Here is a 13,585-nt window from a genome sequence, read left to right as displayed (position 1 = left end):
TCCACCATACGTCTCTGTGGATACCGTATGCAATATCGCGCGACAGGCGTCCGGCCGACGCGCGGGCACGGTCGGCGGCCACCGCGCAGCGTCAACCGACCGCGGTACTGCGCCGCTCCAGCAGCACCACGTCCCGCCACTTGCCGTGGTGCCGCCCGACCCGCTCCCGTACGCCGACGACCCGGAAGCCGACCCGCTCGTGCAGGGTCAGGCTGGCGACGTTCTCCGGAAACACCCCGGACTGGATCGTCCAGATCCCGGCCGCCTCGGTCGAGGCGATCAACGCGTCCAGCAGGGCCCGCGCCACGCCCCTGCCCTGGGCGGCGGGATCGACGTAGACGGAGTGTTCGACCACTCCGGCGTAGACGGCCCGGCTGGAGACCGCACTGACCGCCGCCCAGCCGCGCACCGTACCCTCGTCGTCCACCGCGACCAGCCGGTGCGCGGCGAGCCGCCCGGCGTCGAACGCCGGCCAGGTCGGCGCGGCGGTCTCGAAGCTGGCCTGGCCGGTGTCCAGCCCGGCCTGGTAGATCGCCAGTACGGCGGCGGCGTCGGCCGGCTCCATCACCCGGATCCGCATCGGCATCCTCCGGTCACGGTCGGGACGGGCCTGGCCTCAGTCGGTGAAGTGCGGGTTTCCGGCGGTGAGCCGGAGAGTGAAGGCGCCCTGGCCACGGTGCAGCGCCACGTGGTTGCACGACTGGTAGGTGATCCACAGACCGAGCCCGCCCGCACCGCCGTCGGCCGTCGGCAGCAGCCCGGCGAACGGGTCCGTCGGACCGCCCCCCTCGTCGCTGACCGCGACGACCACCCGATCCGCGCCGACCCAGAGCCGGAACCGGACCGGCGGGCGGCCGTGCCGCAGCGCGTTGGTCACCACCTCGCTGACGGCGACGACCAGGTCCTCGAGTTCGTCGGTCGGGAGCAGTCCGGAGTCGACCTGGTGGATCGCCTGCCGGGCCCGGGTGGGTGACGGATCGACGAGTTCGACGAGCGGCGGCGTCCGCTGGAGCGGATCCGGCACCGGCGACCGCTCCTCCGACAGGTACGCCTTCGGCTCGGTGTACGTCTCGCTCGGGCGACGGCCGTCCGCCGTGACCACCCGCGGGTGGGTACGCAGCACGTCCCGGAGCACCGCGGACGGGGTGATCCGGGTGTCGTACGCGCACATGCTCCAGAGCGGAAAGCTGTCGTACGCGTGATTGATCGCCGATTCGTAGCGGGCCCACCAGTCCCAGGTCACCCCGAGCGCGGCCGGCGGCACCTCGCCGACGATCCGGATCTGCCGGGCGCCCTCGGCGAGGTATCCGGCCAGCATCCGCTGGTAGGAGCGGATCGCGACGGCCGGGCGGGCGTAGAGGTCACCGCCGGGCAGGAAGGTGACCCCCGAGCCGGCGGGCAGCGCGGCCCGGACCAGCGTCGCCGTCCGCTCGCCGACGGCGACCACCGTCGGTTCCCCGGCCGAGACGCCGCCGAGCAGGAACGGCAGTACGACGGCGAGCAGCTCCTCGTCGGAGCGGTAGGGCACGGCCTCGTGGTAGTAGCCCTCGTGCCCGGCCCCGGCGCCCGTCCTCATCGCGCCGCCTCGACCCGGACTCCGGAGAGCCCGAGCAACTCGACCAGACGGGCGGCGGCGGTCCACGGAGTCCGCAGTACGGCGGTGGCGTCCCGGACTCCGGCGTAGTCGTGCAGCCGGGTCAGGCAGTTGTGGTCGATGAACCGCAGGTCGCCGGCCCGCATCACCAGCTCACCGCCGACCGGGCTCAGGTCGGCGTGCTCCAGCGCCGTGGCGAACATTTCGTGGTTGAGGGTGTCCAGCTCCCCCGCCAGCGCCGCCGCGCCGTCCCCGGGGTGGCAGGCGTAGAGCCGGAACAGGACGTCGGGAACGTTGCTCACCGGGTGCAGGCAAGCCAGCTCGGCGATGGTCCGGTCGCCCAGCGCGGCCCGATGGTAGCCGCACATGCCGGCGAGGGGCCGCAGTCGCATGTACCGGTCGATGGCATGTTCATAACGGGCAAACGCCCTGAGTTGGGCCGGAGTGCGCACCAGTGGTGTGACGTCTGCCACCACCCGCAGTCCGGTGTAACCGGCGGCGAGGGCCTCCTCGGTCGCGGCCGTGAAGCGCCGGACCTGCTCAACGGGCTCGATGACGCCGCCCGGATACGTCGAGTCGAGCCCCGGCACCAGGGCGGCGCCCCGGCGTAGCGCCTCGGTGAACCCGACCAGCCCGGCCAGCCGCTCGACGACCGGCTCCGGTGGCCCCGGCGCCACGTACCAGACCCGCTCACCGGCGGCGAGACCATCGGCGAGGAACCGCCGGGCCCGGCGCTCGAATGCCGCCGGATCGTCGTAGGACCAGCAGACATGACCGTACGGCACGACCGCACGAGGGTTGATCATGCCCGTACCCACACCCGAGAGTCTAGGCCGCGCGAGCCCGACGGTCACCCGCCGGGTAACGGACCGAAGACCGTCCGGTCGGGCCTGACCTGGGCCAGCTTTCCTGGTTTGTCGCCACGACGGCCGGGTAGGCGCCTGTCTCCTAGCACCGTCGCCGGTCGGAAGGGGCGCGCGATGAGCGGTCCGAGTCACACCATGGGCAGCCAACCGTGGCTGCACCAGCACGACGGGCGGATCCAGGAGTTCGGCACCGTTCGGCAGTTCCCCCTCGGGCTCTCCTCGGACGCCCGGATGTACTCCTGCCAGCGGCTCAACCGGGTCTTGGCCGACAGCCAGATCCTGTACGCGCTCTACAAGAAGCACCACTGGTTGATGCGCGGGCCGACCTTCTACCAACTCCACCTGCTGCTCGACAAGCACGCCGGCGAGCAGTTGGCGTTGATCGACATGATCGCCGAACGGGTACAGACGCTCGGCGGGGTGGCGGTCGGCGACCCGAGGCACGTTGCCGAGATCACCCGGATCCCCCGGTCGCCCGACGGCGCCGAGCAGGTGCCGGTGATGCTCTCCCGGCTGCTCGAGGCGCACGAGATCATCCTGATCGACGTCCGCGACGCAGCCCGACGGGTGGCCGAGCTGGGCGACGACGGCAGCAACGACCTGCTGGTGTCCAGCGTGCTCCGGACCGGTGAACTGCAGGCCTGGTTCCTCGCCGAGCACCTGGTCGAGACGCCGCTGGCCCGGACCTGATCGGGGCGCCGGCTCGGATAGACCCACAGTTCGGAAGACCTGGCCGGCGGGCCAGCCGGTGTTGCCGGTGAACACCCGCCGGCCGTAGCGGGTCGGGTGGCCGGAAGGCGACCGTGCCCGTGTTCCGCGGTGGCCGGACCGTGGCCGGCGTGCCACCGTCGTCCTGGTCGACCTGCCGCCCGCCCGACCCCCGGACGGTGCCGGCAGGCTGGTCAGGATGGTTGACGTCGGTGTGGAACCGATCCAGCCCGTCGACGGCGCCGGTCCGAACAGTTCCGAACAGGCCCGAACAGCGACGGTCGGCTATCCCGATACGAAAGCTGTGAAGCTTTCCGCGTCGTCATCTCTGTCGTCGTCGCTGTCGTCATGTCTGCTGGAATGTGGGTGGATCGTTGCGGAGTCACCAACGATGGTCGGCAGTCGCCAGGCTGCTGCGGTACGCGGGTCCGCCCGCCGTGGTCGCCGTGCTGCTCAACGTTGCGATCGGCGTGCTGCCGTTGGGCTTCCTGGTCGGAATGAGCGCCATGCTGGACCGGCTCGCCTCGGGCGGTGACGAGCTGCCGCTGCTGGCCGCGGCCTTCGGCTGTTTCCTCGTCCAACAGATTCTGGCGCCGTTCCAGCCGGCGCTGGGTGAGGTGATCACCCGCCGCGTCGACGGGCGCTGTATCCAACGGCTGCTCGCCGGATCGTTCCGGGGAGCACCGATCTCCGCCCTGGAAGATCCGTCGACGCTCGACAGGCTGGCGGACATCCGAGCGGCATTCGACGGCAACCTGCCGACGCCGGGGCGGGCGGTAGCCGGCGCGTTGGCGCTGGTGGCCCGCTACAGCCAGCTCGTCGGTGCGGTCGCACTCGTCGCCGTCGTCCTCGGTGGCCCGGCGGCGACGGCGGTCGGGGCGAGCGCGCTGATCGTCCGCTTCGGGCAGCGCGGCTCGCTGGGCAGGTTCGCGGCGCTGTGGGACGGCCTGGCCGCTGCCCGGCGCCGGGTGCTGTACCTGCGCCGTCTCGCGGCTGGGCCGGAGGCAGCAAAGGAGATTCGGGTGTTGGGCCTGCGCGGGTGGCTCGGCGAGCGGCACCGGAAGGCCAGCGAGGACTACCTGCGTCCGCTGTGGGCGGGACGCCGGCGGCTGTTGGCCACACCGTTTCTCGGCTACGCGGCGGCCGGCCTGGCTGGTGCGACGTACGCCCTCGTCCATCTGGCGCAGGCGGGCGCGGGCGGCGCCCTCACGGTGCTCGAGCTCGCCATCGCCGCGCAGGCGGTGCTCATCCCGATCAGGTTCGGTGTCTTCTTCCCGGAGTCGGACGTGCAGACCCAGTTCGGGGTCCAGGCGTACCGTGCGCTCACCGAGCTCGAGGCACGAGTGGAGCGAGCCTCGCAGGAGGCGGCGGGGATCGACCCGGTTGCCGGTCCCGGTGAGCCGGCCGAGACCGCCGGTACGGTCGCCCGGGCCGTGGCGACCGCCCCGCACCGTGAGATCCGGTTCCAGGGCGTCCATTTCGGCTATCCCGGCGGCAGCCCGGTCTTCTCCGGACTCGACGTCACCCTGCCGGCCGGTCGCTCCACCGCCGTGGTCGGGCTCAACGGCGCCGGCAAGACGACGCTGGTCAAGCTCCTGGCCGGCTTCTACCATCCGGACCAGGGCGCGGTCACCGTCGACGGCCGGGATCTGCGTGACCTGGACGGCGACAGCTGGCGTAGGCAGCTCGCGGTCATCTTCCAGAACTTCATCCGGTACGAGCTCACCGCGGCGGAGAACATCGGACTCGGTGCGCCCATGCGCATCGACGACCTCCCGGCGGTACGCGACGCAGCGCGTCGGGTGGGCGTGCTGGACGCCCTCGACGAGCTGCCGGCGGGCCTGGCGACCCCGCTGCACTCGCACCAGGACGGCGGCCGGGACCTGTCCGGCGGCCAGTGGCAGCGGGTCGCCCTGGCCCGAGCGCTGTTCGCGGTGCGGGCCGGCGCCTCGATCCTGGTGCTCGACGAGCCGACCGCGCACCTCGACGTCCGGGCCGAAGCCGAATTCTTCGATCGCTTCCTGAAGACCACCGCCGGCCTCACCAGCCTGGTGATCTCGCACCGCTTCTCGACGGTCCGCCGAGCCGACCACATCGCGGTCCTGGAGCAGGGACGGGTGGTGGAGTACGGCGACCACGACAGCCTCGTCGCGTCCGGCGGCCGGTACGCGGAGATGTTCGCCATGCAGGCGCGGCGCTTCGTCGACCTCGCCCCCGCCGCTGCCGATATCTCCGCAGACCTTCGCCGGTCCGCTGGTGCGACTGCCGGCCAGGGCACGGCGGAGGTGGACCGGTGACCGGGCCGCTGCGCGCGATCCGCTACCTGCTCGCCCTCGCGGTTCGAACCGACCCGACCCGCCTGGCCGTAGCCGGCACCCTGATGCTGCTGGGTTATCTGGCCACACCCTTCATCGGCGTGTTGCTCAAGGAGCTGACCGACGCGGCGATCGCCGGAGCAGCGCGTACGGCGGTCTGGCTCGCCGTCGGACTGGCCGCCCTGCTGGTGTGCGAGCTGATGATGGGCCACTTCGCCCACCTCTACCATCACGAGCTGGGCGAACGGCAGGAGGCGGCGATCGACCGGGAGCTGCTCGACATCGCCCACGGTGGGCCCGGGCTGCGACACTTCGACGATCCCCGGTTCGTCGACGCGCTCACCCTCGTACGCCAAGACGTCAACCAGACGAGGCCAGCCCTGGAGGCCGTACTCCAGTTGCTCGGCATCGCGGTGCAGTTGGCCGTGACGACCGCTGTTCTCGCGCTCGTGGATCCCTGGCTTGCGCTGCTGCCGGCGGCGGCGGTGCCGCCGGTGCTGTTGTCCCGGTATGCCCAGGATCTGGTCGACCGGGCTCGCAGCGGCCAGACGGGGCGTATCCGGACCACCGTCCACCTGATGGATCTCGCGGCTTCCGCGGACGCCGTGAAGGAGATCCGGCTCACCGGAGCCGCCAGGTTCCTGATGGCACGGCAGGATGCGGACTGGTCGTCCACGACCGCCGTGCTGGCCCGCGCGCACCACGCGGCGGCGGGACTGCGCGCTCTCGGGCAGGTGACCTTCGGTTGCGTGTACGGCGGCACCCTGTTGCTGGTCGTGCAGCGGGCGGGGCGCGGAGAGGCCAGCATCGGCGACGTCGTGCTGCTGGTCACCCTGGCGATGCAGATCTCCACGCAGGTCGCCGGTGCGCTGGGCCTTCTGGGAACGTTGCAGGCGGCCGGCCACACGGTGCGACGCCTGGACCTGTTGCGTCGCCGCGCGGCAGCCGCCTCGCCGTCGACCGTGCCGATCGTGCCCCAACGGACCGTGCGGCGGCCGGCCGCCCGTGACACCACCGGAGCTCGACCGTCCGCGCCGGGGCGGGTGCCGCCCGGTGGCGTCCTGCCCGACCGTCTGGTCAGCGGAGTCCGGCTGGTCGGCGTCACCGTGCGCTACACCGAGGACGCCCGGCCGGCGCTGCGCGACGTCACCCTCACGATCCCGGCCGGTGCGACCGTCGCCGTCGTGGGCGAGAACGGCGCGGGCAAGTCCACTCTGGTCAAGCTGCTCTGCGGGTTCTACCAACCGAGCGCGGGCCGACTGCTCGTCGACGACGTCGAGCTGACCGGCGCCGCCGCCGAGCAGTGGCGGTCGCGAATGTCGACCCTCTTCCAGGACTTCGCCCGGCTACAGCTGACCTTGCGGGAGAACGTCGGCGTCGGCCATCTCCCGTCGGTCGGCGACGACACCGCCATCACCGCCGCCATCACCGCCGCCGACGCCGAGTCGGTGACCCGGCGGGTGCCCGGCGGTCTGGACGGACTACTCGGCCGAGACTTCGGCGACGGAGCGGAGCTGTCCGGCGGGCAGTGGCAACGGCTCGGGTTGTCCCGCGCGTTCATGCGACCGCGCCCCCTGCTGGTGGCACTCGACGAACCGGCGGCCGCCCTGGACGCGCCAGCGGAACACGCCCTGTTCCAGCGGTTCCACAGCGCGGCGCGCCAGGCCCGGAAGGAGGCCGGTGCGGTGACCCTCTTCGTGTCGCACCGCCTCTCGACGGTGCGCGAGGCGGATCTGATCATCGTCTTGGACCGTGGACACGTGGTCGAACTCGGCGACCATGGGCAGCTCATGTCGCGCGACGGGCTCTACGCCGAACTGTTCCGTCTGCAGGCCCGGGTCTACGGGTGAGCGGCCGGGGTCGGCGGTCACCGGCGGGTCCGTGCACACCGGGAGGGGGCCCGGCAGCGGCTGGTCACCGGCGGGTCCGTACCGCCCGCACGCCGGTGACCGTGCCGATGTCGGCCGCGGACACCTGGGCGGTGGCGGCACGTACCAGCAGACGCTCCATTCCGGACAACGCCAGCCGCATGTCGGGAAGCGGCACGAATGTGGTGTCGGCGAGCAGCGCGACGGTGGTGGCCGAGCCCTGTACGCCCGTCGTGACGAAGTATGTCGCGTCCACCCGTGGCCACCCTCCCGCCTCGACGATGGTGGTCTCGCTGGTGAGCGCGGCAAGTTGCTCTTCGGTCACGTTCGGCCCCGTCGCGGGCCGGAGGTCGGCCGGCCGGACGTCGTTGAAGTAGGCGCTGATGTCGATCTCCGCGCCACGCTCCCGGGCCAGGTCGGCGCGGAGCCGGCGAATCGCGTGCGGCTCGTAGTACCCGGACTGGTACGCCCTGAGCATCCCGCCCAGCGTCGCGGTGACCGCCTCGTCGAAGGACCGTCCGGTAAGATCCACCCGGAGCAGCCCGTCCTGGGCGAACGTGCCGACGACGCCGCGCCGTCTGGTGTCGAACCGGTTGTTGACGATGATCTGCATGGCGAGATCGGTATGGCCGGTCACCTGGCCCAGCACGCAGGCCGCGGCCGCGCACAGGACGGTCGAGTTCGTGACCCGTCGGCGCGCGGCGATCTCGTCGGCGGCCAGGGTCACGGCCTGCGATGCCATCATCAGCGCCTGGAACCTCGGCTGCGCGGCGGGGTGGGCAGGGTAGTCGAAAAGCGTCGTCGGCGCGTCGGTCAGGGCGAGTCGCCAGTATTCCAGCGCGCGTGCGTGACGCCGCAGCAGCGGGGTCGTGGCCTCCTCCGCCGCGATGTCCAGAAGGCTCGCCGGCTCCTCGGTGACGTCCTGCAACCCGCCGCCGAGCAGTCGCTCGAGTTCGGCGACGAGCAGCAGTGCTCCGGCGCCGTCCACCGCGTGATGGCTGAGCACCAGCAGCAGCACCGAGGAACCGCCGGAAGCCGTCACCAGGTATGCCCGCAGTGGCCAGTCGCGCTCCGGCCAGAGCTCGATCGACCGGCGCTGCTCGTGCAGGTCCCGCACCGTGGGGGCGACCTTGTCCGCGGACACCTCGTGCACCTCGAGGCAGATCGCACCCGCGCCGTCCACGACCTGACGCATCTCGCCGGCTGTCTCGACGAACCGGGTACGCAGCGCAGCGTGGCGCACCAGCACCGTCCGCAGCGCGGCAACGACGTCGTCGACGTCGGTCCCGGTCGGTACCGCCACCCGGTAGCCCATGTTGAAGTAGCCGACGTCGTCACCCACCCACTCCATCGACCGCAGGATCGCCCGCTGCCCCCAGGTCAGCGGGGCAGTACCGGTGACGGCCCCGGACACGGAGATCGTTCGAACATGTGACATCAGAAGCCCTCCGACGATCCCCTGCCCACGGTTGCGCCTCCCCCTGTGCCGGCCGAGGCCGGCGCAGGTACTCCACCACGGTCCGGGCCAGAAGACACGACCATCAGCTGCGCGGATACGTTCAGAACTGTTCCGTACGAGGGCGAACACCCGCACCCCTGGCGCCCCCGACGGCGAGCGGGTTTGCATGTCGAGGTCACCGCCGGCGCCGCGGCCCTGGTCGCCTGGCGGACCGGACTCTTCCCTGGAGGTGCCCTTGACCACCGCCGTGTCCCGTGACCAGCTGGGCATGTCGTCGCCGTACGTCCCACCGGAGGACGAGCTGGAGCACCGGCTGGCGCAGCTCTGGGGTGCCCGGCTCACCGTATGGCCGATCGGCCGCCACGATGACTTCTTCCAGCTCGGCGGGGACTCCCTGCTCGCCGCCGAACTGCAACTGGACATCGACCAGGCACTCGGGGTCGAGGCGGACATTGCCACCCTGTTCATCGCCCCCACCGTCGCCGAGCTGGCCGACGCCGTACGGGAACTCCTGCCGCCGTCCCGGGCGGAGGTGCCGGCACCGATCTCCACCATCGGCGACCCACCGGTCCCGTCCACCGTCGGCGCAGGGCTACCGGTGTCCCCGGTGGGCGAAGAGTGAGCACGCCCGCGGCTGGTGGCTCCGCTCTGTCCGGCTCGGCCTATCCGGACCTGGGAGACCTGTCGCGGATCGACCTCGCCGACCCGATGCTGCTGGCCAGCGACCGGCGTTACGAGGTCTGGGATCGGCTCCGCCGGCACCGGCCGGTGCACTGGCAATCCGTGGCCGACGCCGGCACGGCGGACGGCTTCTGGTCGGTGACCAGGTACGCCGACGTGTGCCGGGTGCTCGCCGACCACGCCCGCTTCACCTCCGAGCGCGGCACCCTGCTCAACCTGCTGGGCCGCCGCGATCCCGCCGCCGGACAACAGATGGCGGCCACCGATCCGCCCCGGCACGGCCGGATGCGGCTGCCGGTGCAGCGGGCCATGGGTCTCTCCTCCGCCCGCAACTACGAACGGGAGGTGCGGGCCGGAGTCCGGTTGCTGCTCGCCGACCACGCCGCAGGTGGGCCGTTCGATGCCGTGACGATGCTCGCCGGGCTGCCGCTGACGGTGCTGGGGCCACTGCTCGGGGTGCCCACCGCGGACTGGCCTGAGCTGGCCCGGCTGGCCGCCATGTGCACCGCCGAGGACGATCCGGCCTACCAGCTCCCCGAAGGAGCCGAGGCGACGCTGCGACGTGGCCACCGTGCACTCTTCGGCTATTTCTCGGACCTCGCCCGTAAGCGGGCTCGCCAGGGCGGCGACGATCTGGTGAGCCTGCTGCTCAGGATGGATGTCGACGGTCAGCGGTTGGGACGTGGAGCGGTGGTGTCCAACTGTTACAGCCTGCTGTTGGGCGCCAGCGTCACACTTCCGCACGTGCCGACGGCGGCTCTCGCGCACCTCGCCGGCACCGACCGGTACGCCCACTGGGCACGCCGCCCCGACCTGCTCAACAGCGGCGTCGAGGAGGCGTTGCGCTGGGCGTCGCCGGCCAGCCACTTCATGCGGGTGGCCCGCCACCCGGTCGAACTGTCCGGAGTGACCGTCGCCGCCGGAGAGGCCGTCGTCGCCTGGTTGGGATCGGCGAACCGTGATCCGGCGGTGTTCTCCCAGCCGGACCGGTTCGACGTGCGGCGCACACCCAACCGGCACCTCGCGTTCGGGACCGGCCGGCACTACTGCATCGGTTCGCACCTGGCCCGGCTGGCGCTGCGGCTGTTCTTCGCCGAGCTGTTCGCCACCTTCGAGTCGCTGACACCGGACGGCGAACCCGTGCGTGTGCGGTCGACCTTTCTCAGCGGTTACCAGCGGCTTCCCCTGCGCGGGCAGCCTCGTCGGAGGGACGAACGATGATCGTGACCAGAGTGTCCGGATCACCCCTGACCTATGCCCAGGAACTCCTCGACGAGTTGGAGCGCTGGAGCCCGGGGCGGATACGCGGCCCCCGGTCGGTGCTGGCGGCGGCCCACCGGGTCACCGGCCCGGTGGACATCGCGGTACTGCACACCGCACTCGGCGATGTCGTTGCCCGGCACGGCGCGCTGCGGACGGTCGTCGTCGCTGACGGCGCTGCGCGGTACCAGCAGGTGCGGGCCCCGGAGCCGGTCACGCTGACGGTGACGGATCTCCACCCCGACGACCCGCCGCAGGGTTTCGTGGCGTCGGTCGATCGGCTGGAGCATCCGATCGACGAGGTGCCACGATTGTGGGCCTACCTGGGGCGGTACTCGGAACGCGACGCCGTGCTGGTGCTCGTCGCCCACCGGGTCGCGGTCGACGAGTGGTCGTTGCCGGTGCTCGCCCGCGACCTGGTCGCGGCCTACACCCACCGGATCCGCGGGCTCGGCCCGTTGGACGTCGCCGTCATGCAGTACGTCGACATCGCCGACGACGACCACTCCGCACAGTGGCAGGCGCGAATCCGCCGGCTGGTCCCGTACTGGCGTGACCGCCTGCGCGGGGTCACAGAGCTGGGCCTGCCGGTATCACCCGCCGGCACCCGGCGGCGGTCGGAAACCTCCGGTCAGCCGCCCACGGAGGGGACGGCCACGGCGACGTTCGCCGTAGACGAGAATCTCTGGCGATGCGTCGCGGGCGCCGCCCGGCGTCGGCGAACCACGCCGTTCACCCTGCTGCTCACCGCATTCGTCGCCGAATTCTTCGCAGACACCGATGGTACGGCGATGGTGCCGGTACTCACCGCCGGACGCACCCCGGCGGAGCGGGACACGGTGGGATGCCTGTTCAACATGCTGTCGATGCGTCTGGACCTCTCCGACCGCCCCGACGGGGAGGAGCTGCTGCGCCGGGTCGATGCCACCTGCCGGGAGGCGTACGTCAACGACATCCCTCTGATGCCGGTGCTGCGGGAGACGCCGGAACTCGCCACCGCGCTGACCAGCCGGGACCGGATGCTGCCGTTCTTCCAGTACGTACCGCCGCCACCGCTGCGTCCGCTGGTGGACGAACCGGCCGTTGGGCTGACACCACTGGACGCCGTCCCGTTGACGATGCCGCTGCTCCCGACCGCGCTGCTGTGGCGCCTCGTCGGGGCGGGCCCGGTCACCGGACACGTCGGCTACGACCCGATGCTGGTCGACGCGAGCTGGGTGGCGGAGCGCGTCGACGGCTACCTGCGCCGGCTCGACCGGCTGGCAGGCGACCGGTGAGTGACTGGAAACCACAACTGGTCGGGGCGGCGGTGACGGCCCCGCCACACATCCTCGATCTGCTCGAGCCGTGGTTCGATGCCGACGCCGCAGCGGTGAGTGACCAGGAGGCGGGCCTGACCTACCGCGAATTGGCCGACCGGTCCGCCGCCGTCGCTCGGGCGCTGTACGAGCATGGGGTCAAGGCCGGGGACTGCGTGGTCGTCCACGCGTTGATGTCCCGTTGGGCGGTGGTCGGCATGCTCGGCGCGCTACGGGCGGGTGTCCGGTACGTCGCCGTCGACGCGGCCTTCCCGGTAGCCCGCCAGCGGCTGATCGCTGCGGCCTCCGGAGCCCGGTTGGCGGTGGTCGAGCCGGGACTTCCGCTCGCCCTGGACGGGCTGCCCCGGTTGGAGATGGAGCGGGTCACGCCGCCCGCGACGGACTCGGGTCCGGCGCCCGGCACAACGGTGTGTCCAGCCCCGCCGGCCCCCCGTGCCGAGGCCGCCTACACCTGTTTCACGAGCGGTTCCACCGGAGTGCCGAAGGGGGTGACCGTGCCGGCGGCAGCGCTGGCGTACTCCACGGCCGCACGGTTGGCCTACTACCGGGACCCCGTCCGGGTGTTCCTGCTCTGTTCGTCGATCTCCTTCGACAGCTCGGTCGCGGGGATCTACTGGACGCTGGCGGCTGGCGGGCACCTGGTCATTCCGGCCAGTCGTCCCGCAGACCTGGTCGCCGTCCGCCGTGCGGCCCGACGCTGGCCCCCGTCCCACCTGCTCATGGTGCCCGGCCTGTACCGGGCGGCACTGCGCGGAGGTCTCGCCGCGGAGCTGGGCTCCCTGTCGACGGCGATCGTCGCCGGGGAGCCCTGCCCACCCGCGTTGGTGGGTGAGCATCTGGCGGCGTTGCCCCGAACACGGCTCTACAACGAGTACGGACCGACCGAGTGCACCGTCTGGTGCACCGTGCACGCCTGCGGCTCGGCCGACGCCACCGGGCTGTCCGTGCCGATCGGTGTCCCGATACCGGGTGCCCGACTGTACGTGCGGGACCCCGCCGGCGCGCCGACACCGACCGGCGAGGTCGGCGAGTTGTACGTCGGCGGGCCGGGGGTCGCCCGGCCGGCCTCACCGGACGCTGATCCGGACAACTCGCCATTCCGCCGGGTCGGCGACGAGTGGCTCTACCGCACCGGGGACCTCGTCGCCGTCGGCCGTGACGGGTCGCTGACCTTTCATGGTCGTTTCGACGACCAGCTCAAGCTCGGTGGCGTGCGGGTGGAACGGATGGAGATCGAACAGGCGCTTGCCGAGGCCCCTGGGGTGGTCGCCGCGGCGGTGGGGGTGACGACCGCAGGTGCACAGCCCCGGGTTGTCGGGTTCGTGGTGCCGGGGGCGGCCCGGGACACCGCTGGGATCCGGGCGTTCATGCTCACCCGACTGCCGGCCGCCGCGCTGCCGGTCCGGTTCGAGGCCGTGTCGACGTTGCCGTTGCTGCCGAACGGCAAGGTGGACCACGGTGAACTGGACCGCCGCGCCGCTGCGGTGCTCGCGGTCTGACACGGGCCAGCGCCCC

11 protein-coding genes are annotated in these 13,585 nt (G+C 71.9%); 7 read left to right on the top strand and 4 right to left on the bottom strand.

Going from position 1 to position 13,585, the window contains the following annotated elements:
• Positions 1-91: 91 nt before the first annotated feature.
• Genes EV371_RS14970 through EV371_RS14960 form a run of 3 tightly spaced genes read right to left on the bottom strand, consistent with a single transcriptional unit; the run spans position 92 to position 2,412 of the window.
• Complete coding sequence (locus EV371_RS14970) at positions 92-586, bottom strand: GNAT family N-acetyltransferase (protein WP_130462574.1); 495 nt, start codon at positions 584-586, stop codon at positions 92-94.
• Between the two features lie 30 nt (positions 587-616).
• Positions 617-1,576 carry a sensor histidine kinase gene (locus EV371_RS14965; protein WP_130462573.1) on the bottom strand — a complete coding sequence of 320 codons (960 nt, stop codon included), beginning with the start codon at positions 1,574-1,576 and terminating at the stop codon, positions 617-619.
• Positions 1,573-2,412, bottom strand: coding sequence for an MEDS domain-containing protein (locus EV371_RS14960; RefSeq protein ID WP_349337262.1), 840 nt, complete (start codon positions 2,410-2,412; stop codon positions 1,573-1,575). Before EV371_RS14960 ends, EV371_RS14965 begins: the two co-directional genes overlap by 4 nt.
• A gap of 162 nt (positions 2,413-2,574) precedes the next feature.
• On the opposite strand from EV371_RS14960, the gene EV371_RS14955 reads away from it, so the two are divergent.
• The 3 genes from EV371_RS14955 (at position 2,575) to EV371_RS14945 (ending at position 7,333) form a co-directional block, all read left to right on the top strand.
• Positions 2,575-3,150 (top strand): ferritin-like domain-containing protein, encoded by a 576-nt coding sequence (locus EV371_RS14955; protein ID WP_130462572.1) that lies wholly within the window; start codon positions 2,575-2,577, stop codon positions 3,148-3,150.
• A 392-nt stretch (positions 3,151-3,542) separates the two neighbouring features.
• Positions 3,543-5,465: an ATP-binding cassette domain-containing protein gene (locus tag EV371_RS14950; RefSeq protein ID WP_207230496.1), complete on the top strand. Its 1,923-nt coding sequence runs from the start codon at positions 3,543-3,545 to the stop codon at positions 5,463-5,465.
• Positions 5,462-7,333 carry an ABC transporter ATP-binding protein gene (locus EV371_RS14945; protein WP_207230495.1) on the top strand — a complete coding sequence of 624 codons (1,872 nt, stop codon included), beginning with the start codon at positions 5,462-5,464 and terminating at the stop codon, positions 7,331-7,333. The genes EV371_RS14950 and EV371_RS14945 overlap by 4 nt, the downstream gene beginning before the upstream one ends.
• A 64-nt stretch (positions 7,334-7,397) precedes the next feature.
• Here the strand turns inward: EV371_RS14945 and EV371_RS14940 are convergent, their stop codons facing one another.
• On the bottom strand, positions 7,398-8,789 hold the full coding sequence (locus EV371_RS14940; protein ID WP_165436701.1) for a condensation domain-containing protein: 1,392 nt from the start codon (positions 8,787-8,789) through the stop codon (positions 7,398-7,400).
• Positions 8,790-9,045: 256 nt separating this feature from the next.
• On the opposite strand from EV371_RS14940, the gene EV371_RS33410 reads away from it, so the two are divergent.
• Genes EV371_RS33410 through EV371_RS14925 form a run of 4 tightly spaced genes read left to right on the top strand, consistent with a single transcriptional unit; the run spans position 9,046 to position 13,569 of the window.
• Positions 9,046-9,432: a phosphopantetheine-binding protein gene (locus EV371_RS33410; RefSeq protein WP_349337259.1), complete on the top strand. Its 387-nt coding sequence runs from the start codon at positions 9,046-9,048 to the stop codon at positions 9,430-9,432.
• Complete coding sequence (locus EV371_RS14935; protein ID WP_349337258.1) at positions 9,429-10,712, top strand: cytochrome P450; 1,284 nt, start codon at positions 9,429-9,431, stop codon at positions 10,710-10,712. The genes EV371_RS33410 and EV371_RS14935 overlap by 4 nt, the downstream gene beginning before the upstream one ends.
• Positions 10,709-12,028, top strand: a complete 1,320-nt coding sequence (locus EV371_RS14930) for a condensation domain-containing protein (RefSeq protein WP_130462570.1) — start codon at positions 10,709-10,711, stop codon at positions 12,026-12,028. The genes EV371_RS14935 and EV371_RS14930 overlap by 4 nt, the downstream gene beginning before the upstream one ends.
• Entirely contained in the window at positions 12,025-13,569 is a 1,545-nt protein-coding gene (locus tag EV371_RS14925; RefSeq protein WP_165436699.1) for an amino acid adenylation domain-containing protein, read from the top strand. The genes EV371_RS14930 and EV371_RS14925 overlap by 4 nt, the downstream gene beginning before the upstream one ends.
• The last annotated feature ends 16 nt before the right edge of the window (positions 13,570-13,585 follow it).

This window comes from Plantactinospora sp. CNZ321 (assembly GCF_004217235.1).
This window is presented reverse-complemented; position numbering and strand designations above follow the sequence as displayed.